We start from the raw sequence: 26,889 nt of genomic DNA on the forward strand, positions 1-26,889 counted from the left end.
CTAAATCGCTGAATGTTTTCAAAGAATTAAAATATTTTTACACTCGGTTTATATATCTATTTCTTTTATTAATGGCTCTAATAAGTTTTAATATTGATAATCGAATATAATAAAAAGAAACCTAAATTTAAGGTTTCCCATTTTTACCAACAATTTAAATTTTAATAGATATTTTTTAGCCAAGTAATAATTCGTAGTACCTGAAACGACTCAAACCAAGTAATGAAAAACAGGAGAACAAAGAAAGAGATAAGTGATATGAATTTTAATCTTCCATCTTCACGTCTAGCAATCGCTATAATACTCAGAACCACTCCAATTAAAAAAGAAATATACCCTAATAGGATAATAGGCTCAGAATAGCTATCTATTATTCTATTTAATCCAAATAATAACATTCCAAAAGTCATCAATGTTATTGAAAATACACTGAATTTTTCCATAATTCAACCTCCAATATAATTTTACTATTTTATGGAGAGAATAATTTTTTTATGCGTATGGATGAACAATTACACTATAAAATTAGATAACTCAATTTATTTTTTCATTAAACAACTGCCTTCTTTTATACCCTCAAAGGATTCCCACTCGATTATCCCGAATATATAAATTACTATTCTCACAAGGAGCAAATTTATATGAATCTATTCGAACACGAAACGTAAAACCGCTTCTCTTTCATGAGAGGTCCTCCCGTTCTCCGTTCTCCTTTCTCATCATATCATTCATTGAAAAATAGGAGGACATAATTATGAAACGTGATCCATTATTTTTAACTTTATTAGAAAGTGCAAATACACATTTTAGCGGTTGGGATTTTTCTTTCATTTCAGAAACAGGCCGAATGAAGAGCGAGCCTTTATCATGGTCGTACGGCAGTACTGCTTTCCAGCTTATGCAACGCGCTAAATCAATGCTAGATATGGGAACTGGCGGCGGAGAGTTTTTATCTATGTTACAACCGTTCCCGTCAACTATTTATGCTACTGAGGGCTACGCTCCAAACGTGCCAATTGCTCGAAAGAAATTAGAGCCTTTAGGGGTTACTGTTGTAGAGGTGAACGATGATACTGCATTGCCATTTCAAGATGGTCAGTTTAATCTAATCCTAAACCAACATGAATCATATGCTGCTTCTGAAGTAAAAAGAATCCTTTCTCAAAATGGGATTTTCCTTACACAACAAGTTGGTGGTCTCGATTGTGTGGAACTTAATGAGCAATTTAACGCACCGCTAAATAACGAATTTGCAAGTTGGTCACTTGAAGCAGCATGTAGTGAGTTAGAGGAAACTGGATTTACTATTTTAGAAGCAAAGGAAGAATTCCCTTTCCAACGCTTTTATGATATTGGCGCTATCGTCTACTATTTAAAAGCGATTCCGTGGCAAATTCCTGATTTTACTGTCGAAAGGTATTATGAGGAGTTATATCGTATACATGAAATTATCTTACAAAAAGGATATTTTGATGTGAAGCAACATCGATTTATGATTAAGGCGATTCACAGCTAACAAAAAGGAGGCGGCAAAGCCACCTCTTTTTTGTTCCGTTTACGTATGTTCTCTACGCTTTCACCATAAGAAAAGTTATATCATACATATTACAATTCTGACCAATAAATTGTATTTCTGAAACATATAATCACTTCGTATATATAATGAGAACAAAACGTGATTTTTCACTATCCTCTTCTATTGAGAAATGAGTTGTTTTTCATATCGCTTGTTCGCATCATCTTCTGTCAAACATGCAGTTGTGTAATTAATAATATTCCGGTTATCGTACGTGAATATATGTTTTAACTTATTTTCTTCTGTTATTACTGTCGGTAAGTATTTTGGTAAGTTGCTAACTACACCTCTATTATCACCATCTAATATCCAATCAATTTCTTTCCATTCTAATAATCCTTCAGCCGTACGTAATGGTGTATTCATTTGCATTCCATCTGGAAAATCAGCAACGAACACATACATTCCTTCACTAGCCTGGGGCTCATCTTTACCTTTAAAAACAACAGTCCCTTTATACGTTACACTTGAAAGTTCTATACCCGTTTCCTCAAACGTTTCTCTAATTATTCCTTCGTATGGCGTTTCATTCTCTTCTATTTTTCCTCCAACACCATTCCACATCCCCATATTCGGCTTTTTATTTCTATTTAATAGCAGTATTTTATCGCTTTTTCTAATAAAACAAATTGTGTATTTGTACATACGATCATTTCCTTTCATTTTCCACATGAGTTATTTGGCTTATTTTCAAGTAAAAACACTCGCCTTACAATTCCTTACTACATAATATATAGTACAACTTTCATGCGTAAACACTTTACGTCAAACGAGAGAATCCTTTTTAGAAAGGAGAATTTAAAATCGATAATATAAGCAATGAATTTCTAAACCAATATTACAACAGCCTCGTGTGGTTAAACGATACACACTGGTTCGGGGTTCCAATCTGTAAACTTCCCTCTGATCTCTTTTTGTATCAAGAAATTATTTATGAATTAAAGCCCGATTTAATTATTGAATGCGGGACTTTTCACGGTGGTAGTGCACTGTATTTAGCTTCTATGTTAGATTTAATTGGAAAAGGTCACGTACTTACTATCGATATAACTCCGCAGCCAAATCGGCCATCACATAATCGGATTACGTATTTAACAGCATCTTCTGTTTCTGTGCAGGCCATCCAAACAATTGTAAGCATGCGCAAACCTGATGATGTGGTTTTAGTTATTTTAGATTCTGATCATAGTAAAGAACATGTCTCCAAAGAACTATTACTATATAAATCTATCGTCACTACTGGCAGTTATATGATTGTAGAAGATACCTCCATTAATGGAAATCCGCTTCTTCCCGATTGGGGTCCTGGCCCGATGGAAGCTGTAGATGAGTTTTTAACTAAAAATAATAACTTCATAATCGACGAGTCTAAACATAAATTTTTCATATCATTTAATCCAAAAGGTTTTTTAAAGAAAATAAAGTGAAACTTTAATAAGTGGGGTTTTGCTCATCCCCCACTTATTCTATCATTTTCATTTTTGAAAAAGGATAATATACAAATTCCACCTTGCCTATTATGTTATCTTCTTCAATATATCCTAAGCCATTTCGACTATCTCTACTTACTTCGCGGTTATCTCCCATTACAAATAACTTATTTGGCGGAATTTTTGTCTTTTGAAAATTATAAAATACTTGTGTGTTGTTAAATAAATCTTTGTTTGTATATGGTTCTTCTTGCTTTTTATCGTTCACATATACCTTTCCGTTCGTTATGTTAATTACATCACCAGGAAGCCCTATTACACGTTTCACATAATATTTCGATTCATCCTCTTCTTTTATAATGACAATTTCTCCGTGTTGTAAATTAGAAAGACGTACTACCGCTTTATTTACAAATACGTAGTCTTCTTCATATAAAGTCGGCTGCATCGATTCCCCTTCCACCTTACATAAAGTAAAAGAATGGTAGCCTATGACTATCACCAATATAAATAGTATGTACTTTCCCCAGCCTCTCTTAATCTCCTTTTTCATATCCATTCCCACCTTATAAAGCGCTTTTTAACTCAAAAAATATATCACTGCACAATATGTTTCCATGCAGTGATACTATTTTTACTGTGCCTTGTTCGGTTGTTCTACTGGAATTGAATTTGCATTTGATCTATTTGTTTTTAATTCAAAATACGCATCCAAAATCTCTTTACCAATCGCAGAATTAATTCCTGATTTATCATCATTCACCCATGGTACAACAACTGAAAAAGCTACTTCCGGATCCGCATCATATGGTGCATAACCGGCAAGAGTTAAATTATAACATTTTTTTCGGTTGTTGTTCTCATCTCTTCCAATATCACTTTCTCCACCATATACTGTCTCAGCTGTTCCTGTTTTTCCCGCTGGTTTATATGGTAGACCTTTAAACGTTCCGGTACCTGTTCCGTCAGCTTCTTGAAAAACTCTTCTAAATCCTTCTTTTACATGATTAATGTACGAAGTGTCCATATCCACTCTATTTAATACAACTGGTTCAATCGACCGAACGACTTTTCCTACATCCTCTGGTCTATTCGGTTGCTCTCTAACTTCTTGTACAATTTGTGGTTTCATTCGGTAACCGCCATTTGCAATGGTTGAAATATATTGTGCAAGCTGAAGCGGCGTATATGTATCATACTGTCCAATCGCGTAATCAAGTAAAAATCCGGGTATGTTATCAGTTCTACCTATTTGACCGATCGATTCATTTGGCAGGTCAATACCAGTCGACACACCTAGGCCAAATTGTCTAAAATAGTAGCGCATTTTATTAAATGTTTCTTGTTTAATATCTAATGGATTGTTTGGAACATAATTAATGCCTGCCATTTTTAAAGCTGTATTAAACATATAAACGTTCGATGACACTTGCAAAGCTCTTAAATCATCAATATCCCCAAATTCTTTCCACGATTTCTTCGGCTTAGAACTTCCTTTAAAATACATTGGCGCATCAAAGAAGTGTGTATACGGCTTAATCGCTTCTGTTTGATATCCAGTTAATAAAGTAGCCCCTTTTACAGTTGACCCTAACTCATAAGAACTTGTCATCGTTCCTAATGCATAATCTTCTATTTGCATACCGCCATCTTTATTTACAATTTTCTTTCCTGCCATTGATAAAATTTGACCGTTTTTAGGATTCATCATTACTACGAACGCACGATCCATCATCGGCTCTGCAGCATGAAAGGCTCGTAAATTCTTTTCAAGGCTGCCCTCTACTCTTTTCTGTAAATCCATATCGACTGTTAACATCAAGTTATTTCCACTTTTTCCTTCAGTCACTTTTTCTGTTCGAACAATCTTCCCTGCTTTATCCATAATATTTTTAGACTGTTCCTTCGTTCCATGTAGTGCATCTTCATATTGTTTTTCAATGTAACTTTTACCAATACGATCGTTTCGATTATAATCACGAACTAAATAATAATCTAATTGTTCTCTTGGCAATCCTTCATTTTCATTAGAAACGCTACCTAGTATAGAGCGCAGTATTTTATCATTTGGGTATTCACGTTCCCAATCTACTGTCGTATCTACCCCTGGTAAGCTTGCCAACCTTTCACTAACGACAGCATATTCATTTTGACTTACATCTTTTTTAACGATTTGCGGCGTCATTTTATATCCCGCATTCATTTTGCTTTTAATTACTAATACCTCTATATCTTCCTTTGAAAGCTCATTTAGTTCTTCTTGTGTAATTCTTTCCCGGCGCAGTTCTTCTACTTTTTTATCTAACTCTTTTCCTTCTATTTCTTGCTTTCTAAATTTACTCTCATCTTCTTTTGTTACTTTCGCCGCTGCCCGCTTTTCATTTAACTGCATCCAAAAATCTTTCTTATCTGTCTCTGTTAACTTATCCATGTCCTCTTGCGACATTTCAATTAGTTTGGCTAAATCTCTTGCTACTTGTAAAACTTCTTTCGAGTCTACTCCTCTCATTTTCGTATATGTAACGGTTCGCAATGGTTTATTATTTACAATAACGTGACCTTGCCGATCAAACATTTTCCCTCTAGGAACGGGAGTGCTTACCGTTACATCTTCCTTTTTATTTACTTCATTTCTATACGTTTCTCCATCAATGATTTGTACTTTACCTAATTGAATTATAATAGCTGAAAATAAAAGAAAGACAATAAAAAATAGTACATTTAACCGAAATGGAATATGAGTCTTTTTCTTTTTCGATTGTTTTTTCTGCTCCTTTTTCTGTCTCATTTCGCTCCCTCGCTTCATTCTATTAACATTTCTACGCAAAATCATTATGTATCAAATTTATTTATATGATATATATAGAATTTTATATTAATTATAAAAGAAATAAAAGATTTAATTTTCAGTTTTTTGTTTTTACATCCTATTTATTACCATTCCCTTAATGCACAATAACATGAATATTATTCTAAAAGAAAAATGGGCAAATTGATTTTTATAAATTATAGAGATGTTGTTACTACATTATCAAAATGTTTTCATATGGCTTAAAACAGTGATTACTCAAATAAAAAACTGAGGCAGATACCTCAGTTTTTTCGATAACTTATTTCATTGAAGATAACCCTTCAACAAACTCACCAATCTTATTTTGAAAAACAAAATCAAAGTTATATTCCTGTCCTGTTAACTCTTCATTTACTAAAATAGTTGTTGCTCCTACTTCCCTCTTTGCGATTTCCGGGAATGAAGCGACAGGTTGTACTTTTAATGACGTTCCCATAACGAGAAGTACACCTGTTTCATATAAACGTTTCATCGCATTTTGATATTGCGGCAGTGTATCTCCGTATAAAACAACATCTGGATTTAAAATAAAATTACATTTCTCACAACGCGGTACTTCATGATCAATCATATACTGTAAATCATAGCCTGATTTACATTTTGGACAATGTGCTGTTTGAAGTGTTCCATGTAAATCAATGACATGCTTACTGCCACCTAATTGATGTAAACCGTCAATATTTTGCGTTAAAATCGTAATATCTTTCCCTTGTTCTTCTAGCTCAGCTAAAAAGCGATGGCCACGATTTGGTTTATATTGATGGAACGTATTAATTTGAAAGATTTCTTTATAATGCTTCCAAAATTCTTTCGGACTTCGGTTATAGTACCCTCTTGATAAGTACATCTCCACATTCGCATCAGCATACAATCCATTTGCTGAACGAAAATCTGGAATACCACTTTCCGTACTTGCACCAGCGCCTGTTAATACTGTAATTTTCTTCGCTTTTTCTAAAATTGAACGTACTTCTTCAAATTGTTGCACAAAAATCACCTCTATGTATTTTCCTATTCTTATTATACCAGTTGTTTACAGGAGGTGTTGTACAATTCATTTTACTTAATGCGTTGCGCCCCCAACCTCTACAATATCTACTTTAACTGTCGTCGTTACTTCGATTGCCAATTCTATCCCCTTACGAATAGTAGAAAGTGACATACTCGGTTGCCCTGGATAATTACTCGCTTGTTCTGGTAAAAACGGAATATGAATGAATCCGCCTTTTATTTTCTTATCATGTTTCTCTAGTTCATGCATAAGTCCATAGAATAAGTGATTACAAACGAATGTGCCTGCCGTCTGTGAAACAGATGACGGTATACCCTCTTCGCGAAGTTTTTTTACGATTGCTTTCATCGGAAGTGTAGACCAATACGCAATGGCTCCTTCTTCTACAACCGGTACATCTACCGGCTGATTCCCTTCATTGTCAGCGATTCTTGCATCATCAATATTAATTGCGATACGTTCTATCGTAATATCTGGTCTGCCCCCAGCTTGTCCAATGCATATAATAATTTCCGGCGCTAGTTCTTCTATATACTCTTTTAATACGCTTATTGATTTATGAAATACAGTTGGTACTTGTTTGCTTATTATCTTGTATTCTCCAATTGTTTTTTCATGCAAACCTTTTGCTACTTCCCAAGCTGGATTGATATTTTCTCCGCCGAACGGATCAAACCCTGTTAATAATACTGTTTTCATAGTTTTATCCTGGTTTAAAATTCTTATAAAAATCTATAAATTGTTGGCGAACCAAGTCAAATGCCAACTACCGAAAAGGAATTTCACCTTTTTCCTGTCCGTAAGGGTTGTGACCTTTTCATCCACCTATTGTGAAAGAATGACGGCAGGTTCCTGTTAGGAACGATCTGTTCTTGCATACTACCATTCATCCAAGTCAGTAGTATGCAAGAGGTTATAAGAAATAAACCAGTACCCCCCCTTCTCATTTAAATTTTAAATATGAATTGTTGATTGCTCATATAAACAGTTTTGTGAAGAATGCTCCACAATTTCCAATTGTGATATTCTTTCCACGTTTGAATTGTTTGTAACCATTTTTTATATACTTTTTTCGTATTCTTTTTACTTTCTTCCATGGAAGCAACAAGAATACGCAGTTTTGTTGTAATTTGGTTTTTTAATAATAATATAATCTCTTGTGGTAATTGTTCTTGCAATTCCAATCCACGTCTTGCAATCGTGAATGCGGCTGCTTCATGAACACTAATACCGAAATTTTTACTGTATTTTAATTTTCCAATCACACTTGTATAAGCGGGGTTTACTGTTTTAACAGAAAATCCGTTACGAAGAGACATACGAATTAAACTGTTCAACATCTTTTTATACGTAAATTGATGGAAATTACGATTACTGTATTTATCAGTATCATGAGATTGTTGAAACTTTAAATCTTCTAAAACAATTCCACCTACATTGTTTTCCAATAACCATGTTTTAATTTGTTGTACGATTTGTCCAATTATCGTTGCGCGTTTATTTGTTAAAAACGCATTCAGATTGTGTAGATAAAAATTTTTTGAACCTTTAAAATTACCTTGTTTTGTACATAAACTAACTGCAATACGGTCCGGATTTACATCAATTCCTGCAATTACATCTGATTGTGGTGTTTCCTTCAAATCTAGTACACGACCTATTTGTGTTTCATCAAACGTAATATTTACATAAAATTCATTTTGTTTACGAATGATTTCTACACTATATTTTTGATGCTCTATAATCGGTTTTCCTTTTGGATTTACACCGATTCGCTTTCCCATAACGACATTTGTGATTTGATGATAAAAATGATATGGAATGATAATCGGAACTTTGATTCGTGGGCTTTTTGTTTTTCCATTTGTTCGTCCTAATGGATTTGCAATTTCTAACCATCCTTGCCCACAGTCATCAACTGTAATGCGCATGTTCAAATTCCCTTTTTTGCTTTTATCTCCACGAGAATATAATTGTCGTGTCCGCAAATCTTTCCATTCTTGATTGGATATCTTGTTTTTCATTCTTTCATAGAAATTTTTCCGCCCACCAAAAATAATAGGAGGTAATGTTTTATTTTTAATATGTTTTGCATACGTTTCAATTCTTTGTTCTAATTTTTGTTTTCGTTTTCTTAAGCCAATTAAACAAGTTTCTAATGCAACTTGTTTAGGTCTTTTTTTGCCGCGTTCATAATCATCTATTTTTTGTAACGTCTTTTCTAACTTTTTTTGATTGTTTTCTAGGTAAACAGGAAGAAGTTCTTTTTGAGAGAAAAGGATCGATTGCGCTTGTAAAATCGCATCTTCACAAAAACGTTTATTTAACAAATATTTAGGTTGTAGTTTTTTTATCAATTCTTTCTCGTTTTCGCCCTCAATCAAACGATTAAAACTATATCGTTTTGCACTTTCGAACGTACGGATTAAAGTAATTAAATCTTCCGTTTGTTCTTTTGTAATAGAATTGATTTTACAAGTACGTGTTGTTTTCATCCTTTCCCCCCTTTTCATCACCTGAAAATATTATAGGTTGAATTCTGTAAAATATAAAACCTGTAATTGTAAATTTTTATAGTTTTTTATAGATTCTCATTTACTGTTATTACCTCCTAATTAGAAACGATATACTAGGCCGTACATAATAAACATATTTATGATAAAAATTGAAAGAGCAATTGGTACTTGTGCTTTAATAACCGCATTTTTATCCTTTAGCTCTAAAAGCATCGCAGGTACGATATTAAAGTTTGCTGCCATTGGTGTAAGCAGCGTTCCGCAATATCCAGCAAACATACCGAGCGCTGCCATAATTGCTGGGTTTCCGCCGTGCATTTGAACTATTAAAGGTAAGCCAATTCCGCCAGTAATAACAGCAAACGCTGCGAATGCATTTCCCATTACGACTGTAAATAGCATCATGCCTAAACAGTACGCCATAACGGCAACGAACGGATACTCTGTCGGTAGCACTTGTCCGACTAAGTCTGAAACAACTTGTCCAACGCCAGACTTCGCGAATATACCGCCAAGTGCTGCTAACATTTGTGGTAAAATTACAGCCCAGCCAACAGCTTGTAATAGCCTGCTTCCTTCTTGTACAGGTGTTGTTATTTTTGATTTTGTAATACGCATCGCCGCAACAAATGCGAGTAATGCACCAAACGCTAGTGCAACTAATGTTACTTTATCTGGATCAACAAGAGAGACATTTCCCCATTTAATTTTCCCTAAGGTCAACGTACCGATAATTGTAAAAATAGGAATTAATAGTGCAGGCATAAAAATTTTATTTTTTAATTTCTCAGCATGTTTCACACGTTCTTGTACTAGAACTTCTTTTTCCTCTGATTTTGTTACTTTATTTAGTGAGGCTAAAACGACCATAGCGAGTACAATACAGCCAACGTAAAACGAAGGGATTACATTCCCGAATAAAAATGTAACGGCAAACAATGCCCAAAATAGACTAGAACCAAATCGATTTGGATGCTCACGATCAAACGCGATACGAACAGCGATAAAGGCAACAATTATACCTAATACGTAATAGATTGTATCCATTGTGATGATGTTCATTTTATATTGCCTCCTTCTCTTCTTTTCCTTCTGCCTTCATTGTTTTCTCTATATATTTATCAAACCTTCTAAATCTAATCCAGCTTACAATAAGTGCAGATATTGCTGTCGGAATGCCCCAAAGTGCCATATCCCATACTCCGACATGCATACCTACTGAATCGAAGAATCCTTTCATTAATAAAATAGCTCCAGTTGCGATGAAAATATCTTCTCCGAAAAACCAAGCTGTATTTTCAGCAGCTGCTGCGTTTGCTTTAATCTTTTCTCTTAATTTTTCAGGAAGTTTACCGTATTTACCTTGCGCGGCCCCTTCTGCCATCGGTGCAACGAGCGGCCTTACTGTTTGCGCATGCCCACCAATATTAAGCCCTAGTGCTGCTGATGATTCTCTTATCGTAAAATATGACATTAATACTCTTCCAGTTGTTGCTCCTTTTGATTTCGTTATAAGTGCTTCTGCTCTTTCTTTTAAACCGTAACGCTCTAAAATTCCGATTACCGGTAAAGTTAATATAATTGGCATAGACATATATCTATTTTCTATGAAAAATTTACCGAACATGCTGATCACATCATAAAAACTTAATCCTGAAACCATACCAGTAACAATACCTGCAACCATAACTACTAAAAGTGTATTTAATCTAAATAAAAAGCCCACTGCAACAAGTAGTATTCCGATTAATTTAATCATCCCAGCACTTCCCCCTATTTTTTATTTCGGTGCACAAATAGAAATTTCATTAAGTTTGAATGTTCTGTATATTCTTTTTGCAAATTGCACTGCTTTTTCCCCATCACCGTGTAAACAAATTGTTTGCGCCTGAACTGCTACTTTCTCTCCATTGACCGCATTTACATGGCCTTCTTTCACCATTTGAAGTACTTGCTTTATCGCTTCGTCTTCATCTTTTATAAGCGCATTTTCTTCTGTACGGCTCGTTAATGTACCATCTTGCTTATATGTACGATCCGCAAAAGCCTCTTGTACAAGAGTTACTTTGTATTTTTCTGCAGCCTGTATAAACGCCTCGCTATTTGCTAATCCATAAAGTAATAGACTTGGATTTATATGATAAATTGCCTTTGCAATTGCATCTGCAATTTCCGGATTAGACGCCGCCATATTATATAAGGCACCGTGCGGCTTTACATGCTGCATTTTCCCGCCTGCCGCTTTCACAAATGCGTCTAATGCGCCTGTTTGATATAGAACATAATCGTATACTTCACTTGCTGAAACATTCATGTTTCTTCTACCAAATCCAATTAAATCAGGAAATCCAGGATGCGCCCCTATTGCTACGTTATGCTCCAAAGCTTTTTCAACAGTTTGACGCATAATAGACGGATCACCCGCATGAAAACCGCAAGCAACGTTTATAGAGGAAACGAACGGAAGAATCTCATCATCATTCCCCATTTTATAAGCGCCAAAACTTTCTCCTAAATCACAGTTTAAATCGATTGTAGTCATAATGTATTCCTCCTAATTTCAGCTTCGTAAAGCGATGAATTTCTTTAATAAATTCATATTTACTTCTTGTTCTATGTACAATTGTTCCGCTTCTTCAAGCGTAATTTTCTCAAAAGAAACATAGTCCCCCGGCTTTAGCTGGGCAAGAAGAGGTAAATCTACTGAAATGATATTTCCCATTCTCGGATAGCCACCTGTCGTTTGCCTATCTGCCATTAATATAATCGGCTGTCCACCATTAGGAACTTGAATGGTTCCAAATGTAACAGGACTCGATAAAATCTCTTTTTCTTCATTCCTATTTAAAACCTCTCCCTCAACCCTATAGCCCATACGGTCAGCATAATTAGATACCTTATACTCTTTCGTAAAAAATGCCTTTCTACTTTCTTCTGTAAATTGATCGTATTCAAAGTCAGTTATGACACGAAGCTTTGGATGTTTCTTATACTTTGGTAGTACGCTGTTGCTAATTGCCCATTTCGTTTTTATTCTCGCATCTTTTTGTAAGTCTAGAATGAAACGACTCGCCATTTCTGGTTGTGCACCAATTTGGAAGTAGTCACCCTTTTTCAGCATTCTTCCTTCTATACCACCAATCGCAGCACGTATGTACGTACTTTTACTTCCCATTGTACGCTCAATATGTATTCCACCCGCAAAGGTCACATACGCTCTGCAACCACTTTTCACTTTTCCAAAACAAAGCATACTACCTTCTTCCGCTAAAATTGGACGCCATAAGGGGATACGTTCTCCATTCAATAACGGTTCCATATCTGCTCCGCCAATCGCAAGTAAAGTCGTTTTCTTTATTAACAATTTAGGTCCCATAATCGTCATTTCGAGTCCCGCTTCATTCTCTTCATTACCAACTAACATATTGATCATCCGAAGTGCACTTTGATCCATCCCCCCGCCAACTGGCACACCGTATTGTTGATAATGAGATCGCCCTAAATCTTGGACTGTTGTAAACATTCCCGCATGCAAAACCTCTACATCCATTTTTTAGCCCCCTCAAGCGATACGTACTCTTCCTTCGTTATTGGAATAAATCGTAAATACATACCACTTTGAATATATGTTGGTATTTCTTCTTCCGGATTAAATAATGAAATAGGAGTTCGGCCGATAATATTCCATCCTCCTGGTGTTTCAAGCGGATATATACCTGTTTGATTTCCGCCAATACCTACCGAACCAGGAGAGATTTGTAACCGTGGTGTTTCTTTTCTAGGTGTTTCTAATTCTTTTGAAAGTCCTCCTAAATACGGGAACCCTGGTGTAAAACCTAGCATATATACAAAATATGTAGTTTCACTATGTATTCGAATCACATCTTCTACTTGTAAACCGTGATAATGCGCGACTTCTTCTAAATCTGGTCCATATTCTCCCCCGTAACAAACGGGTATAGAGATATGTTTCACATCCTGTTTTACTTCTTCTTTATAAGAATCACACAGCTCCTTTATATACTGGCGAACGTAATCATGTGACCTTTCACTTCTCTCATTTCGCTTCCATACTTCGTATACATTGTAGTAAACAGCTAATGAAGTAAACGACGGAACGCACTCTATCATTCCTGCAAACGGATGTTGCTGCAGTGCTTGAAATAACCGCTGTACTTTCTCATATATATCCCTCTTAATTTCTTCACCAAATGTAACAATAATTGCTTGATCCCCTAACGCAGAAAATTTCATCCTACTCCCTCTTTCTATGCCAAAAAGCCGAGTTCTTTCGAAATGCGATGCGCTGTTTCTTTCACCTTCGCAATAAAATATGAAATGTTACTTTCGTTGTACTCAATTGCTAATCCCGAAATACTAATGCCTGCTACAACCGTTCCATCGCTCGCGAAAATGGGTGCTGCTATCGCGGCTGTATGATTTTCTAACTCAGAATAACTAATGGTGTAGCCTTCCTTTTTTGCCATTTGCAACACTTCTAACAATTGTTTCTTATCCACGATTGTTCCATCTGCAAACTGTTTTAAATCCACTTCCTCTATGTATCTCCGTTTCTCTTCCTCAGAGAAATACGATAGTAAAATTCTTGGACATGCGCCAGCATAAAGCGGTGCTCTTCTTCCAACCGCCGTATACACGCGTACCGGCTGAACACCTTCCATTTTTTCAACATAAATTGCGTCATCTCCATCCTGAATTATTAAATTAACTGCCTGTCCTAAACTATCACTAAGTTCTTTCATATAAGGAATTGCTATATTTCTTACTGATAATCGGTTTGAAACAAGTTGACCGAACCGTAAAAATACGACCCCTAAACGATATTTCCCCTTTTCGTTTTTTTGTAAAAACTCCATCTCTTCCAACGAACCAATTAAACGATAAACAGATGTTTTCGGCATATTTGTAAGCTGAACCATCTCAGTTAAACTTAGCTCTTCATGCTCATAAAACAACTCTAAAATATCCATTGTCTTAACTGCCGTTTTATTTATACTCATTCTATCTCCCTTTCGTTCCGAATTACGGAACTTAAATTCCGTTTTTCGAAACAAACATATAATTTAAAATTATAAAATATTCTTTCAATTCAATCAATAGATTTTAAGCAAATAAAAAAGTATGGAAGAATATCTCTCCCATACTTCACCACACTTTATAACGCTCTTACTTGTTCCAACGGCCAGAAAACAGCTTGTCCTTTTCCGACAATTTCATCTTCTGAAATAAAGCCAAACATGCGACCATCCTTAGAAACTTCACGATTATCCCCTAAAACAAATACTTGGCCTTCTGGCACTTTCGTTTTCCCAGTGATTTGTTCTAACGTAAAGTCTGGAGTTAATACACGGCCTACTGCTTTTTCTTTAAACTGTTTTAAATATGGTTCTTCCATCGCTTTTCCGTTTACATATAAAACATCATTTTTATACTCAACTGTATCGCCTGGCAAACCAATTACTCGTTTTACTAAATCGTATCCTTCTTTCCCGTGGAAGACGATAATATCAAAGCGATCTAATCCACTTATACTATAACCAATCTTATTCACGAGAACTCTTTCGTTATTTTTTAAAGTGGGCATCATTGATTCACCTTGTACTAAAGAAGGTGTAAATAAAACACCGCGAATAATAGCAATTAATACAAGGGTAAAACCTATCGTTTTAGCCCAAGAGAATAATTCTTTCTTCGTATTTTCCTTCATCGTTTCTCCTCTTTCTTAAGCACTTATTTTATTATTTCAACTAATTCTTGTACTAAATTAGGATCTATTTCAGAAAAACATGATTTTCCTTCTCTTACCGCTGTACCGACATGCGCCTGCGTGATTCCAGTTTCATCTAGCAATCGCTTTATATTTTCTTTCGTCACGCCAGCTCCAGCTACAAGCTGAATTTGACCATCACTTACCTTTTGCATTTCTGTAAGCACCGGAATATTCTCTACTATATTTCCTTGTCCACCTGAAGTTAAAACGTGAGTCACTTTATGAAACTTCTTTAAAGTGCTCATCGCTTCTACTGGATTTTTTATATCATCTATCGCACGGTGGTACGTTACATTTATTCCATCTACAACAGATAGTAAATCCGCTAATTTCTCTTCATCCACTTCATTTCGTTCGTTTAATACGCCTAATACTACCCCAGCTGCTCCTAACTTCTGTGCAACTATAATATCTTCTTTCATCATTTCAATTTCTTCTTCCGTATATGTAAAAGACTTCGCATGCGGACGAATCATAACATGAATTGGTATACTTACCACTTCTACCGCTTTTTTTATAAAAGCATAACTCGGTGTTAAACCACCTTCTGTATAAGATGAAATTAATTCAATCCGCTTCCCGCCAGCACTTTCAATTCGTTTTACATCTTCTAAACATGTTGCAATAACCTCTAGCATGAGATGACCTCTTTTCGTGCTTTTTTCTTATTATAACATTAGTAAAAATAAGAAGCCTAGCTTTCTCCTTTAAAACTTAAAAAAGAAGAATGAAAAGAAAGATTTTTTTATTGGCAATAATTATTTGGGACATCCTATTATTCATGTACACTCCTACCATAATGAAAAAAACCGTCATTTTGACGGACTTTTCTAATTTCAAACTTTTCTTTCCTCAGTTTTCATATCAATGCCTAATTGATCTTCCAATAACTTTACACCTTTCTTTGTAAGATGGACAGCTCGGTTCTTATCCGTTTTCGTAATCCATCCCTGTTCAAAAAACAGTTTTGCAATTGCAGACCCTAACCAACCAGAAATATGGTAACACCGTTCACTCCAATCAAGGCAAGGTTTTGCAAATACCCTCCTTTTTGTATCTGCCTCATCAACATTTATTCCAAAATTCAGAAACCATTTCTTACCTTGTTCCGTTACAATGTATTCTCCACCCTCTAAAATTATAAATTGCCTATCTAGTAATTTTTCAGTTATCTCTACACCGAGTTTGCCTGCAAGATGATCATAACAAGTTCGAGCATAACGAATTTGTTTTAGTTGGCTTGATTGTTTTAAAGAGCGAACTTGAACTGTTGGTGCAATTGTCCCTAACTTTTCAAGCACTTCTGCAACTTCTTGATTAGCAAGTCGATAGTAACGATGTCTACCATGTTGTTCAACTGTAAGTAAATTCCCTTCTACTAATTTAGAAAGATGCGAACTAATTGTTGGATGTGACACTTTTGCCATATAAGCCAATTCACTAGCAGGTAGTGCCTGATTATTCATTAGACAATCTAAGATGATTGCTCTTGTAGGTTCAGCAATTAGTTTAGCTATATATGAGATATTCGGATATACATTCATATTTCGATGATACCCTAACTATTAAATTGATACAATTATTTTAAGTTTAATAGTAAAGGAGAATGTATTATGAATGCAATTGATCTTAGTATATTAAATTTAAAAGAAACGAGAAGGCGCTCAGAAAAATTATGGAATTCTCTTCCCGATAATTTTCTTAATTGGAAGCCTGATCCTGAGGCTATGTCCTTTGGTGAAATGATTCGTCACGTATGGAGCTCAACTTTTTACTATCATATGATTATAAAAAACAACGGTTCAATAAACGACATACGTACCCCGTATGATGACGAGCCAATTACTTGTGTAAAAAAAGAAATTGAATTGGCACAATCACACTTTACTGACTTCATAGAATATGTTCAATCAATAAGCATAGCCGAGCTAGATTCAAGACTTATTGATCGAAGCGATGTTGGCTATCAACGATATTTAGGTGATATGCTATTACGAATTGCCTATCATGATGCGGTCCATGCGGGTCAATTTTTACAATATTTGCGAATGGTTAACTTGGAAAGACCTTTAATTTGGGATTAAATACGAAAAATGTTTATACAGCCTCCAAACTGGCATTACAATAAGAATTTTTCAACAAGAAACAATCACAACACCATGATAATCATTTATATTAAAAACCTACATCTCAACCAAGTGCTTCATACATATAAAAAGCATGGGTTTGATTAGTAATCAAACCCATGCTTTAAAAACTATGACCGAAACGCCGCATCCGCAAGCATAGATAGTGTTGCATCATCCATCGGCGGATTATGCAGTCCTGCTCTGACATTTAAATAGTAACGATGGAGCGGATTTTTTTCTGATAGACTTTTTGCTCCTACGATGCGCATTGATTTATCCACTATGGATATCGCCGCATTTGTTACGGCGTATTTCACTGCCGCTAATTCTGCTTGCAGTGACAGTTTATCTTCTGCCTCATCGTATTTTTTCGCAATTTGATATAAAAAGACGCGAGCTTGCATAAGCTCGAGTTCTAATTCTCCAACTAATCTTCTAACATTCGGTAATAAACTAATAGAATGGTTTAAACTATTTGGTTTGTATGATCCCGCAAACTGAACTGCATAATTTCTTGCTGATTGTGCAATTCCTAAATAACATGCTGGTATATGTAGCAACCAGCCAATACCCTTTTGTTTCACTTTCCCGCCTTTTACATCCGTAAAAAAGCGGTTGTCTATCTCTACATTTTGTAAGACAAGGTCGTGGCTAGCAGTCCCTCGCATTGCAACGCTATCCCACGTTTCTTCAATAGATACACCGAGTGTATTTCTCGGAATAACAAACTCACCAACTTCTTCACGGCCTTCCATACTTGCTGAAATAATAAAATAATCAAGTACTGGCGCCATCGTTGTAAAAGTTTTTCTTCCATTTATAACCCACTTCTCGCCTTGTTGAACCGCTATTGTTTCTGGTTTGCCGCCACGCGTCGGACTCCCTGTTTTCGGTTCTGTTGCTGCCCTGTTAAAGAGCGCACCATTACGTACTTCTTCGCAAAACCATTTGAACATCTCATCATTCCAAGAGCGATTTTCCGCTAGCTCCTTCACAATGCCAAGATGCCAGCCAATCGATAATGCAGTAGCTCCACAGCCTTCCGCGATTTTCTCTTGAAATAAAACGAAGTCATATAAAGAAATAGCACTACCACCAAATTCCTTCGGTAACGTTAATTTCGTATATCCGATATCTTTCAAATCATTTATATTTTCATACGGAAATGATCCTAATTCACTTAGCTGATGCTCCCTTTCCATGAACTTCGGAATCAATTTATTTATTTTCTCAATAATTAAAGACTGTTCTTCTGTTTCAACAAATGAGAGTGCCATACTATAATCTCCTTTATGCTCGATTCATAAACCGTTCATTTTATCATTATGATTATATGAAGCTACCTCTCTATTGTTTCACTATTCCGATAAAAATACAATGTTTTTGACTAATAAGAAAAGTTCCTATTTAAAGATAGGTTCTTTTCTTATTAGTCCCCCTTCAATGCTTTTAACGGCAAAGAGGTTACATATCCAATATACGAGAATAATTCTTTAAAGAAGAATGGTATTTCTGTATCTAACGTTTTATATGCTGATGTCGGCGTTGGTGAAGCATACGCTTCAATATTAATATGTTTTGCGATTCTCATTGCGCGTTTCATATGAAGTGGATCACTTACAATCGTGTATGTTTGTATGCCGTTCTCTATTCCAACTTGCTTCGCATTTTTTAAATTTTCTTCAGTGAAAAGGGATTTAGTTTCAATTAAAATATCTTCCTCTTTTACACCTTGTTTCATTGCATATACTCTTGCAGTACGTGCTTCCTCAAGTTCTGCCTCGAACTTTGTACCACCTGTAAAAATAATCTTTTTAATATTTCCGTTCTTATATAAAGAAATCGCATGATTAATTCTTTCTTTAAATACAGGAGATGGTTTTCCGTTCCATGAAGCTGCTCCTAGTACGATACCAGCATCCGTTTTCACGTCATCATTTGCTTTAAAACGATAACTCCAAATATCGTAAGCTGCATAACTTACATATAAAATAGCAGAACAAATCATTAGTAAAAATACTTGAAAGATTCGTCTTTTCTTACTCTTCTTATTTTCTTTCATTTGTAATTGCCTCCGTACATCATCCATACTTCTATAAAAAACATTTATATCAAATCGTTTTGTTTGAGTTTATTTAAAAGAAGGAACTTTACTTGTTATTTATGTATAAAAGGGTTTTCATTTAAAATTGAGGATTATCAATTCATTTTCATTTGCGGTTTTCATTACATTTTTTAAATTCATAAGTTTATTACCATACAACTACATTGTAACGAATTTTTTCTCAGAAGGGAACGATGAAACAAAAGGAATTAAAATAAAGTAGCATTTTGTAAGAAAAAAGGTATATTTTTCATATCTCACGAACAATATACCTTTCAAAACACGAATTATAACTTTTCTTTATACAACTCTAATTTTTCTAACAATTTTTCTTTTACGCTTGGCCATTCACTCGAGATAATACTGTACACCACCGCATCTCTCACATAACCATTCGGTAATTTTCTTTCATTTCGAAGCACACCCTCTTTTACTGCGCCTAACCTTTCAATTGCTCGTTGTGCTTTTTCATTTCTTGCATCCGTCTTAATTTGCACTCTCAGCATATGCAATTTTTCAAAAGCATACTGAAGAAGCATATACTTACACTCTGTATTTATACTCGTACGTTGCACACTCGGATGATACCACGTTTGCCCTAACTCAACTGTCTTATCTTCTACTGAAATATTATATAAACGTGTACTTCCTACAATCTTATTCGACTGTTGATCTACGACTATGAAAGGTATTTGAGTACCTCTTCCGTAACCCTTTATCGCTTTTTGAACGTATTGTTGCATATCTTGCACACTATCCATTTTAGAGATTAAATACGCCCAAATATCCCGATTTCCTTCTACAATCGAAAACAAAGTTTCGACATCAGTATTATCCATTAACCGCAACTTTGCTCTTTCGTGAATAATTTCCATTTTTAAGCCCCCTTTGTTGTTACTATATCATAAGAATCAAAAACGTATTATAAGAATAAAAAAATATAAAGAAAAGAATTCTTTTCAAATATATTCTTCTCGTATAAGGTAGGAAGACTCATCAGTAACCATTAAAAAAAGAATTTTTTGATAATTTCCAATAAATTCTATATAATGATAAACGGGAGGGGATAAACAATGCTAGATCAAATTACTTGGGGAACGCCAGGCAGCTTATTATGCTTAGGATTCTTTTTTGCGGGACTAGGAATCTTCTTAAGAAGCGTTACGTCATATACGAAAAATAAATAAGAATATCCCGCTTTTAAACAAAAGAAGCCCTCTTTTTACAGACGGCTTCTTTTGTTTAACTTTATCTTATTAAAACTTCAAAGCAACAAATAAGCAATCGGCGTAATAATAAGCAACGTTAAAATCGTTCTCTGCACATATAAAATAATGAGTTCAGATACTTTTAACGGAATATCTGTTGATAATATACAAGGAATGGAAGCGGAGAAAAACAAAATAGATGATACGGAAACAACTGCAATAACAAACTTTGTCACGAGTGGTGCACTTACTACTAATAATGACGGTAAAAACATTTCTGCAATGCCAACTGATGCGGCTTTAGCAGCTAAGTCTGCTTCTGGTAATTGTAATAGCCATGTAAACGGATAGAAAATATAACTGATCCAATCAAATATTGGCGTGAACTTCGCTAAGACGATACCAATTAATCCTACTGACATAATGGATGGTAAAATTCCCATTGTCATAATAAATCCGTCTTTTAAATTCATTGCAATATTTTTCATAATGCTCGGTGCAGACTTTGATACTTCTAACGCATCTTCCCAAGCACGTTCTAACATTTTCTCTTTATAAACAGGCTCTGGGAACCCTTCTTCTGTTACATATGTATCTGGTTTTCTACTGAGGGGTGGGATTCTTACGGTGATAGCAGTCACGATGAATGTTACAACAAGTGTAGTCCAAAAATAAACATTCCATAAATGCATAATATCTAATGTTTTTGCGATGATGATCATAAATGTAGCGGATACTGTAGAAAATCCTGTAGCGATAATCGCCGCTTCTTTTGTCGTATACTTTCCTTCTTTATACACGCGGTTCGTAATAAGAAGGGCAAGCGAATAACTTCCAACGAAGGACGCAACTGCATCAATCGCCGATCTCCCCGGCGTATTCCATAATGGCCTCATAATCGGACGACAAAATGTACCGATAAATTCAAGCAATCCATATCCGACTAATAACGCTAAAAACGCCGAGCCAATTGGAACGAGCAAACTTACTGATATGACTAGCTTCTCATACAAAAACGGCCCAATATCTGGCGCAAAGAACCAAGCTGGTCCTACTTTTAAACAATATAATATGCCAAAAACAACGCCAACTACTTTTAAAATAGAAAAACAAATGTCTACAATAGATGCATTCCATTTCTTCGTATAAAATGGATAAATCGCACCAATCGCCATAACAAATAATGCATAATAAGGTACTACGCCAGGAACCGAAGCCCTAATCCACGATACGATATGATCAATCATAATAGACGATGCACCGTTTATCGTAACAGGAACGAAAAACATAAACACTCCAACGAGACTAGCAAGTATAAACCGAAGAATACTCCCCTTCTCTCGCCCTGTCTTAATTACATTACTCTTTAATTCAATTTCACTCAAAATTCGACACCTCCCATTATCTAAATATTCCGTACAATTATATTATATTCCTTCTTTCCATTTCTACTATTTAATCATATGAAAAAGCCTATTTTAAAATAGGCTTTTCTATTACCTCTCATAATCATCCACAATCACTTGAATGAAACGATACGACTCTTCTGCTACTTTTTCATTACTCTCCCTATTCGCATCATATGTAATTAACGCCTTCCAAAGTGCCCATCCTCTCGCTCTATTCCACGTTTCTTCATCCATGCGTAATACTTCTTTAAATACATTTCTACTATTTTCATCAAAAAACGTCCACGCCATCGCTGCATCACAAGCAGGATCTCCTACACCTAAAATACCAAAATCAATTACAGCACAAAGCTTTCCATCTTTAACGAGTAAATTCCCTGGCGCTACATCTCCATGAACCCAAACTGGCTTACGATCCCATGTTGAACTAAGTGCTACATTCCAAAGGTGTTTTAATAATGCCTCGTCAAAAACATCCTTATTATTTTCAATAGCAACTCTCGCCTCTTCATCATATACAGATATAAGTCCGCCTCGGTAAAAATTATGTGTTCCAGCTAAAGGTCCGTTACTCGCATTAATAGATTGCAATTCTACTAAAAAAGATCCTAAGTCCGCCGCAAATTCATTTAAATCCCGAACGTTTTGTTTCGTAACTGTTTCTCCCTCTATCCACTTATTAATAGACCAAGGCAATGGATACGCTTCAGACGGATTTCCTTTCGCAAGTGGGGTAGAAATCGGTAAAGAAAGCCCCTTATTTAATATAGGAAGCCAACTATTTTCTTTCTCTACTTGCGGTGCATATGCCACATCACTTGGCAATCTTACACTCATCTCATCCCCTAAGTGAAACGTCCTATTATCATACCCACTAAACTTTACAGGTTTCACTTCTAAATGGGCCCATTCAGGAAACTGTTCCTGTATTAACTTTTCAACTAAACTTACGTTAATTGGATGCATTCACATTCTCCTTTTCTTTTGAAACTTACTAAGCCCATCCGTACTTCCAACATATTCAAAACTATTTTTCTTATAAAAATCATTCAACGTACGATTATGCCCCACGCAATCTAACTTCAAATACTCTTTATCACATTGCACATTCTCTTCTACCCACCGTAAAATCCATTCTCCTATTCCATTTCCCTTATACTTCCGTTTCACCGCAAATCTATGAATATATAATGAATTAGAAACTTCCTCTTTACCAAAAATATGTTCATCCCATTCATTTTGTTTAGGAGAAACTGTAACCGTACCAACTATTTCAGCTTCTTTCAGAACAACATATGTATATTTCTCTCTTATACATTCTAGTATTTCAGCCGTAGCTTCCTCTCCTAAAAGATACTGCCACTGATCCACTTCTTTATATTGTAGCCATTGTGCTACCTCTTTTAATAAAAGGATAATACTATCACTTTCATTTTCAGTAGCAATTCGAATTGCATATTCTTTACTTATATTTCTCTCCATATTGCCTTTCCCCTTTCAAATTGCTACCATACTGACAAACGAGTCCTTCCATCATTTTCATCTGTAATATATTCTACATAAAATCCTTGATTCACTGCGTTTTCATACATTAATTCAATCGATTTTTGATCTTTCGCATAAATTTGTATGTATTGAGCATCCACCGCTAATACAACTACCTCACACTTGCTTTCCTTAAACTCTTCGTATGTTTCAATATCTATCGCTATTTCTCCTTTAGGATATGCTTTTAAATCTGCAAAAATAAGATAATATATGTTGTCTTTAACTAACTTTTTCAACGCTAACCCTTCCACTACACTTGGTTCTTCTGGAAATAATGCCTCATCCAATTCACCACGTGCTATTAAGTAGGACTCCTCATCCCTCACTCGCCAATCAAATACAGTAATATCAATTGGCTTTAATACTTTCCAAAGTAAATTATCATATCCATCTAGAATATCTACTGTAATCCCTCTTTTCATATGCTTGCTCCTAACTTATTCATTTTCGTTTCATACATTATATATGAAATGTAATTACTATATTTTGTCGATACATAAGTACATCATAAAAAAACCGCTCCACGACTAGCGAAACGGTTTCCTTCTGCTTACATTTAAATATTTCATTTAATTGTTGCACTACGTTTTAAAATATTTTTTAATATATGCACCACATCAGTCGTTCATTCTTAATGCTCACTTCGACTTTACAAAGTAATATAAAAACCATACTGCATGATTTTGTTCATCCGCAGCTATTCTCCGTAACAACTCTTTCAAATGTACATCCGATGTCTCATCTGAAATTTCCAAATAAAAATCTACTGTTTTTTGTTCATCTTGTATAGCGAACTCTAATCCTTGTAAATACGTATTTGGGCAGTCTTCAGTAATTTGTGGTTTTGGCTGCCTACCAGTTAAGTTCATATAAATTTGTACAAAGTTGTGGAAATGCTTTATTTCATCATTACGAATTTCAAGAATTTGTTTTTGTTCTACTTGATTTGGAGCCATATTCGCTAATTTTGCATAGCAGCTTATAGCGCTATACTCTCCATTTATAGCTTTTTCAATATCACTAATTAACTTATCATTCTGCCTATACCAATCATAATAATTTGAATTATACATCATATCCCCCCATACTTTCGCTTAACATTTTATGCATTTAGAAATAGTAGGAGCCTGTGTATATAACGGGACGGCTTTAGATTGAAAGAAAAGTTTGAGAAAAGGGTCTATTTTGTAAAGGAATTGCTTATTCATAAAGTGAAACTATAATCAGTGGGGATTTTACTACACGGCAAATAGCGGATAAAATATCACTATTTTTTTGTACGCTGTTGCTATAAATTCGCGAATGAATCAGGTTTCCAACCAGATGTGGTGTTGAGATGCGAAGCTATTATGAATCCAGTCATATAACTAGGAGGTACCACTATGCCATCTTTATTTAAAACTATGGCCTTCCAGCTGAAAACCGAAAGACTTGAGCTTAGTATGTGGGAGGAATCCGATTCCGTTTGGCTGAGCAAATTAATTGGCGAACGTGGCGTGGACATTCCAGCCGTTGATTCCGTTCGTAACCGGCTTATTGAGATGCGCAAGAAGGCAGACGAAAATGGTATTTCCCTTCTCACTATTCGAAGGAGAGACGAAGGCGATTTCATTGGGTACTGTGGCTTAATTATCGGTCGTTCCACACTTGAAGAGCCGGAGATTGCATACGAGTTGTTCCGCAGCGCTCATGGTAAAGGTTATGCGACTGAGGCCGCATCTGTTGTACTGGACGCGGCGATTGCTACTGGGCGCCAAAGACTTTGGTCGACTGTAGGTGCTTGGAATATCGCTTCCCTCCGGGTACTAGAAAAGATAGGATTTAAGCGACATCACAGTACGTGGGATGATGAACGTGGTGAGATTGTTTGGAACGTACGCGATCTTTAAAGATTTCGCCTTAATTCTAAACACTACACTTTTCAACAATCAGGCATTTACATTGAGAAAAAATCACAAACAAGCCGTTTCACTAATTAGTGAAACGGCTTGTTTTTAAGCGTTCAATTCTGTTTTATGCCCTTTTACTACACTACGTTTGAGTGCAGTTGCTAATATAGTAACCATACTTACTATACCAATCCAAACGAGTACAGTAACAGGTGTATTCCAGCTTAACCCTTTTCCGAAGAAGAAGATTTCTCTTAGGCCTTCAATCATAAATTTCATTGGTAACCATGAGTAAACCCAGTCTTGATAAAACGGAGACAACATCTCAGGTGCTAATGATAATAACGGTGCCCCGAAGAATAGTAATAAAGCGAATAAACCGATTCCTTTTAGCCCAACTAATGATAGTACTGCAGATATCATTAAGAAGAAACTAAAAGAAGTAATGGATAAGAATAGAGCTGTATCCGTGAAGTTCGAAATATTTAACCCTACCATCCCATCTGCAATCCATGTAAGACCAAACCCAATTACAAGTGTCGCAATAGCTCCTGTTACGATTTGTTTTACTTTTAACAGAAAGTTTTCTTTTCTTGAGCTTACTGGCATTTTACTAATCGCAATAAAAATAATCGCTGCACTAGCTAAACTTGCAATCCATAACGGCTGGAATAATGATATTGGTGAGTTACCGTTCGCACTATTTTTGCCGACCTCATTCACATTTTTCACGTTCTTTACAATAGGTGTTACTAATTTCTCAGCTTGATTTGTTGTTACAGTAGCTCCTTTTGCTTTCAACCCTTCTAATATTTGTGTACGAACAGTATTGTTCATATTATCAACAATCGCCTGTAATATTTGCCCTGCCATAGTTGATGCAGCCGTATTCATTCCTTGATTAATATATATTTCTATCTCAGGTGAAGATGGCTGTGGTGTTCGTAACGACGCTTGTTTTGCGCTAAATTCTTTCGGGATGACTAATGCCGCGTAATACTCTTTATTGTTTAATCCCTTTTGAACGGCTTCTTTATTTTTTACTTCTACCCACTTCACTGTGGGTTCTTCCTCTGATTTCGCTGTTTTTTTCATGTTATCAACGATCGTTTGCCCCATATTCATTTTCGGTTGATTTGGAATTTCTACACCTTGATCCTCATTTACAATTGCAATTGGCAAGTTTTTCGGCTGCGGTTGAACAGTTGGAAATAGCGTTAATGAAAAAATAAAAACAACAAGTAGTGCAATAACTGGTGATAAAAATAAAAGTTTATTTTTAAACATTTTCTTTTCTCCTCCCTTAATTTGATCTATAATAACCAACAACGTGTTGTTTATTTATATTTTGAATTATATGTTCGAGTTGAACCTTATACAATAATCAAAAATCGTGAATGTGTTGGTTATAAGACACATTTTCCAA

At 35.4% G+C, this 26,889-nt stretch carries 29 protein-coding genes; 4 read left to right on the forward strand and 25 right to left on the reverse strand.

Annotation, left to right across the window (positions count from 1 at the left end; all coding sequences use genetic code 11):
* Positions 1-161: 161 nt before the first annotated feature.
* Entirely contained in the window at positions 162-443 is a 282-nt protein-coding gene (locus GD442_RS14430; protein ID WP_000410607.1) for a hypothetical protein, read from the reverse strand.
* Positions 444-754: 311 nt separating this feature from the next.
* On the opposite strand from GD442_RS14430, the gene GD442_RS14435 reads away from it, so the two are divergent.
* On the forward strand, positions 755-1,516 hold the full coding sequence (locus GD442_RS14435) for a class I SAM-dependent methyltransferase (protein WP_000817574.1): 762 nt from the start codon (positions 755-757) through the stop codon (positions 1,514-1,516).
* Between the two features lie 180 nt (positions 1,517-1,696).
* On the opposite strand, the gene GD442_RS14440 is transcribed toward GD442_RS14435, so the two are convergent.
* A complete protein-coding gene (locus GD442_RS14440; RefSeq protein ID WP_002182860.1) occupies positions 1,697-2,221 on the reverse strand; it encodes an NUDIX hydrolase in 525 nt (174 codons plus the stop codon).
* Positions 2,222-2,379: 158 nt separating this feature from the next.
* Between GD442_RS14440 and GD442_RS14445 the strand changes: the two genes are divergently transcribed.
* Positions 2,380-3,003: a cephalosporin hydroxylase family protein gene (locus tag GD442_RS14445; RefSeq protein WP_265736937.1), complete on the forward strand. Its 624-nt coding sequence runs from the start codon at positions 2,380-2,382 to the stop codon at positions 3,001-3,003.
* Positions 3,004-3,037: 34 nt separating this feature from the next.
* Here the strand turns inward: GD442_RS14445 and lepB (GD442_RS14450) are convergent, their stop codons facing one another.
* From lepB (GD442_RS14450) to GD442_RS14515, 14 genes are all read right to left on the reverse strand, one after another.
* A complete protein-coding gene (gene lepB / locus GD442_RS14450; protein WP_002094069.1) occupies positions 3,038-3,559 on the reverse strand; it encodes a signal peptidase I in 522 nt (173 codons plus the stop codon).
* 81 nt (positions 3,560-3,640) lie between these two features.
* Positions 3,641-5,794 (reverse strand): peptidoglycan D,D-transpeptidase FtsI family protein, encoded by a 2,154-nt coding sequence (locus GD442_RS14455; protein WP_001249190.1) that lies wholly within the window; start codon positions 5,792-5,794, stop codon positions 3,641-3,643.
* A 322-nt stretch (positions 5,795-6,116) separates the two neighbouring features.
* Positions 6,117-6,854 carry an NAD-dependent protein deacylase gene (locus tag GD442_RS14460; RefSeq protein WP_074554685.1) on the reverse strand — a complete coding sequence of 246 codons (738 nt, stop codon included), beginning with the start codon at positions 6,852-6,854 and terminating at the stop codon, positions 6,117-6,119.
* Between the two features lie 66 nt (positions 6,855-6,920).
* Positions 6,921-7,568 carry a pyroglutamyl-peptidase I gene (gene pcp, locus GD442_RS14465; RefSeq protein ID WP_000859708.1) on the reverse strand — a complete coding sequence of 216 codons (648 nt, stop codon included), beginning with the start codon at positions 7,566-7,568 and terminating at the stop codon, positions 6,921-6,923.
* Between the two features lie 248 nt (positions 7,569-7,816).
* A complete protein-coding gene (locus GD442_RS14470) occupies positions 7,817-9,364 on the reverse strand; it encodes an IS200/IS605 family accessory protein TnpB-related protein (RefSeq protein WP_000859083.1) in 1,548 nt (515 codons plus the stop codon).
* A 120-nt stretch (positions 9,365-9,484) separates the two neighbouring features.
* Positions 9,485-10,447 (reverse strand): DUF979 domain-containing protein, encoded by a 963-nt coding sequence (locus tag GD442_RS14475; protein WP_001021653.1) that lies wholly within the window; start codon positions 10,445-10,447, stop codon positions 9,485-9,487.
* 1 nt (position 10,448) lies between these two features.
* A complete protein-coding gene (locus GD442_RS14480; RefSeq protein WP_000593392.1) occupies positions 10,449-11,144 on the reverse strand; it encodes a DUF969 domain-containing protein in 696 nt (231 codons plus the stop codon).
* Positions 11,145-11,165: 21 nt separating this feature from the next.
* Positions 11,166-11,927, reverse strand: coding sequence for a 5-oxoprolinase subunit PxpA (gene pxpA, locus GD442_RS14485; protein WP_000207318.1), 762 nt, complete (start codon positions 11,925-11,927; stop codon positions 11,166-11,168).
* Between the two features lie 18 nt (positions 11,928-11,945).
* The gene (locus tag GD442_RS14490) at positions 11,946-12,935 is read right to left on the reverse strand and encodes a 5-oxoprolinase subunit C family protein (RefSeq protein ID WP_000382240.1); all 990 of its coding nucleotides are present in this window, start codon (positions 12,933-12,935) and stop codon (positions 11,946-11,948) included.
* Positions 12,926-13,639, reverse strand: coding sequence for a 5-oxoprolinase subunit PxpB (gene pxpB / locus GD442_RS14495; RefSeq protein ID WP_000672284.1), 714 nt, complete (start codon positions 13,637-13,639; stop codon positions 12,926-12,928). Before pxpB ends, GD442_RS14490 begins: the two co-directional genes overlap by 10 nt.
* 14 nt (positions 13,640-13,653) lie before the next feature.
* On the reverse strand, positions 13,654-14,406 hold the full coding sequence (locus GD442_RS14500) for an IclR family transcriptional regulator (protein WP_000026364.1): 753 nt from the start codon (positions 14,404-14,406) through the stop codon (positions 13,654-13,656).
* A gap of 155 nt (positions 14,407-14,561) precedes the next feature.
* Positions 14,562-15,113: a signal peptidase I gene (gene lepB, locus GD442_RS14505; RefSeq protein ID WP_000662501.1), complete on the reverse strand. Its 552-nt coding sequence runs from the start codon at positions 15,111-15,113 to the stop codon at positions 14,562-14,564.
* A 23-nt stretch (positions 15,114-15,136) separates the two neighbouring features.
* Entirely contained in the window at positions 15,137-15,814 is a 678-nt protein-coding gene (locus tag GD442_RS14510; RefSeq protein WP_000895119.1) for a copper homeostasis protein CutC, read from the reverse strand.
* Positions 15,815-16,012: 198 nt separating this feature from the next.
* Positions 16,013-16,720 (reverse strand): ArsR/SmtB family transcription factor, encoded by a 708-nt coding sequence (locus GD442_RS14515; RefSeq protein WP_016122765.1) that lies wholly within the window; start codon positions 16,718-16,720, stop codon positions 16,013-16,015.
* 69 nt (positions 16,721-16,789) lie between these two features.
* Here GD442_RS14515 and GD442_RS14520 point away from each other — a divergent pair, with 69 nt between their 5' ends.
* On the forward strand, positions 16,790-17,260 hold the full coding sequence (locus tag GD442_RS14520) for a DinB family protein (protein ID WP_000991272.1): 471 nt from the start codon (positions 16,790-16,792) through the stop codon (positions 17,258-17,260).
* 173 nt (positions 17,261-17,433) lie between these two features.
* On the opposite strand, the gene GD442_RS14525 is transcribed toward GD442_RS14520, so the two are convergent.
* From GD442_RS14525 to GD442_RS14560, 8 genes are all read right to left on the reverse strand, one after another.
* Positions 17,434-18,582: an acyl-CoA dehydrogenase family protein gene (locus tag GD442_RS14525; protein ID WP_001218366.1), complete on the reverse strand. Its 1,149-nt coding sequence runs from the start codon at positions 18,580-18,582 to the stop codon at positions 17,434-17,436.
* Positions 18,583-18,734: 152 nt separating this feature from the next.
* Positions 18,735-19,367: a YdcF family protein gene (locus tag GD442_RS14530; RefSeq protein WP_000662215.1), complete on the reverse strand. Its 633-nt coding sequence runs from the start codon at positions 19,365-19,367 to the stop codon at positions 18,735-18,737.
* A gap of 329 nt (positions 19,368-19,696) precedes the next feature.
* Positions 19,697-20,284 carry a GNAT family N-acetyltransferase gene (locus GD442_RS14535; protein ID WP_000402586.1) on the reverse strand — a complete coding sequence of 196 codons (588 nt, stop codon included), beginning with the start codon at positions 20,282-20,284 and terminating at the stop codon, positions 19,697-19,699.
* 389 nt (positions 20,285-20,673) lie between these two features.
* A complete protein-coding gene (locus GD442_RS14540) occupies positions 20,674-22,002 on the reverse strand; it encodes a YjiH family protein (RefSeq protein ID WP_001289426.1) in 1,329 nt (442 codons plus the stop codon).
* Positions 22,003-22,113: 111 nt separating this feature from the next.
* Positions 22,114-22,992: an aminoglycoside phosphotransferase family protein gene (locus GD442_RS14545; RefSeq protein ID WP_000553375.1), complete on the reverse strand. Its 879-nt coding sequence runs from the start codon at positions 22,990-22,992 to the stop codon at positions 22,114-22,116.
* Positions 22,993-23,508: a GNAT family N-acetyltransferase gene (locus tag GD442_RS14550; protein ID WP_000440749.1), complete on the reverse strand. Its 516-nt coding sequence runs from the start codon at positions 23,506-23,508 to the stop codon at positions 22,993-22,995.
* A gap of 23 nt (positions 23,509-23,531) precedes the next feature.
* Positions 23,532-23,996, reverse strand: a complete 465-nt coding sequence (locus GD442_RS14555) for a DUF2691 family protein (RefSeq protein ID WP_000820201.1) — start codon at positions 23,994-23,996, stop codon at positions 23,532-23,534.
* Between the two features lie 216 nt (positions 23,997-24,212).
* On the reverse strand, positions 24,213-24,647 hold the full coding sequence (locus GD442_RS14560; RefSeq protein ID WP_000282829.1) for a ferritin-like domain-containing protein: 435 nt from the start codon (positions 24,645-24,647) through the stop codon (positions 24,213-24,215).
* Positions 24,648-24,956: 309 nt separating this feature from the next.
* Between GD442_RS14560 and GD442_RS14565 the strand changes: the two genes are divergently transcribed.
* Complete coding sequence (locus GD442_RS14565; RefSeq protein ID WP_001139523.1) at positions 24,957-25,463, forward strand: GNAT family N-acetyltransferase; 507 nt, start codon at positions 24,957-24,959, stop codon at positions 25,461-25,463.
* Positions 25,464-25,568: 105 nt separating this feature from the next.
* Here the strand turns inward: GD442_RS14565 and GD442_RS14570 are convergent, their stop codons facing one another.
* A complete protein-coding gene (locus GD442_RS14570; protein ID WP_159365112.1) occupies positions 25,569-26,750 on the reverse strand; it encodes a YhgE/Pip domain-containing protein in 1,182 nt (393 codons plus the stop codon).
* Between the last annotated feature and the right edge of the window lie 139 nt (positions 26,751-26,889).

The sequence above is a fragment of the Bacillus sp. A260 genome (genome assembly GCF_009861435.1).
Classification (GTDB): domain Bacteria; phylum Bacillota; class Bacilli; order Bacillales; family Bacillaceae_G; genus Bacillus_A; species Bacillus_A cereus.

Coding starts and splice junctions, on each gene's coding strand:
- GD442_RS14435 (WP_000817574.1), top strand. CDS start 755: ATGAAACGTGATCCATTATTTTTAACTTTATTAGAAAGTGCAAATACA.
- GD442_RS14550 (WP_000440749.1), bottom strand. CDS start 23,508: ATGGAGAGAAATATAAGTAAAGAATATGCAATTCGAATTGCTACTGAA.
- GD442_RS14490 (WP_000382240.1), bottom strand. CDS start 12,935: ATGGATGTAGAGGTTTTGCATGCGGGAATGTTTACAACAGTCCAAGAT.
- GD442_RS14535 (WP_000402586.1), bottom strand. CDS start 20,284: ATGGAAATTATTCACGAAAGAGCAAAGTTGCGGTTAATGGATAATACT.
- GD442_RS14570 (WP_159365112.1), bottom strand. CDS start 26,750: ATGTTTAAAAATAAACTTTTATTTTTATCACCAGTTATTGCACTACTT.
- GD442_RS14475 (WP_001021653.1), bottom strand. CDS start 10,447: ATGAACATCATCACAATGGATACAATCTATTACGTATTAGGTATAATT.
- lepB (WP_000662501.1), bottom strand. CDS start 15,113: ATGAAGGAAAATACGAAGAAAGAATTATTCTCTTGGGCTAAAACGATA.
- GD442_RS14525 (WP_001218366.1), bottom strand. CDS start 18,582: ATGGCACTCTCATTTGTTGAAACAGAAGAACAGTCTTTAATTATTGAG.
- lepB (WP_002094069.1), bottom strand. CDS start 3,559: ATGAAAAAGGAGATTAAGAGAGGCTGGGGAAAGTACATACTATTTATA.
- GD442_RS14510 (WP_000895119.1), bottom strand. CDS start 15,814: ATGCTAGAGGTTATTGCAACATGTTTAGAAGATGTAAAACGAATTGAA.
- GD442_RS14470 (WP_000859083.1), bottom strand. CDS start 9,364: ATGAAAACAACACGTACTTGTAAAATCAATTCTATTACAAAAGAACAA.
- GD442_RS14530 (WP_000662215.1), bottom strand. CDS start 19,367: ATGAAAGAAAATAAGAAGAGTAAGAAAAGACGAATCTTTCAAGTATTT.
- GD442_RS14560 (WP_000282829.1), bottom strand. CDS start 24,647: ATGTATAATTCAAATTATTATGATTGGTATAGGCAGAATGATAAGTTA.
- GD442_RS14515 (WP_016122765.1), bottom strand. CDS start 16,720: ATGAATGTATATCCGAATATCTCATATATAGCTAAACTAATTGCTGAA.
- GD442_RS14555 (WP_000820201.1), bottom strand. CDS start 23,996: ATGAAAAGAGGGATTACAGTAGATATTCTAGATGGATATGATAATTTA.
- GD442_RS14545 (WP_000553375.1), bottom strand. CDS start 22,992: ATGCATCCAATTAACGTAAGTTTAGTTGAAAAGTTAATACAGGAACAG.
- GD442_RS14455 (WP_001249190.1), bottom strand. CDS start 5,794: ATGAGACAGAAAAAGGAGCAGAAAAAACAATCGAAAAAGAAAAAGACT.
- GD442_RS14480 (WP_000593392.1), bottom strand. CDS start 11,144: ATGATTAAATTAATCGGAATACTACTTGTTGCAGTGGGCTTTTTATTT.
- pcp (WP_000859708.1), bottom strand. CDS start 7,568: ATGAAAACAGTATTATTAACAGGGTTTGATCCGTTCGGCGGAGAAAAT.
- GD442_RS14440 (WP_002182860.1), bottom strand. CDS start 2,221: ATGTACAAATACACAATTTGTTTTATTAGAAAAAGCGATAAAATACTG.
- pxpA (WP_000207318.1), bottom strand. CDS start 11,927: ATGACTACAATCGATTTAAACTGTGATTTAGGAGAAAGTTTTGGCGCT.
- GD442_RS14520 (WP_000991272.1), top strand. CDS start 16,790: ATGAATGCAATTGATCTTAGTATATTAAATTTAAAAGAAACGAGAAGG.
- GD442_RS14565 (WP_001139523.1), top strand. CDS start 24,957: ATGCCATCTTTATTTAAAACTATGGCCTTCCAGCTGAAAACCGAAAGA.
- pxpB (WP_000672284.1), bottom strand. CDS start 13,639: ATGAAATTTTCTGCGTTAGGGGATCAAGCAATTATTGTTACATTTGGT.
- GD442_RS14430 (WP_000410607.1), bottom strand. CDS start 443: ATGGAAAAATTCAGTGTATTTTCAATAACATTGATGACTTTTGGAATG.
- GD442_RS14500 (WP_000026364.1), bottom strand. CDS start 14,406: ATGAGTATAAATAAAACGGCAGTTAAGACAATGGATATTTTAGAGTTG.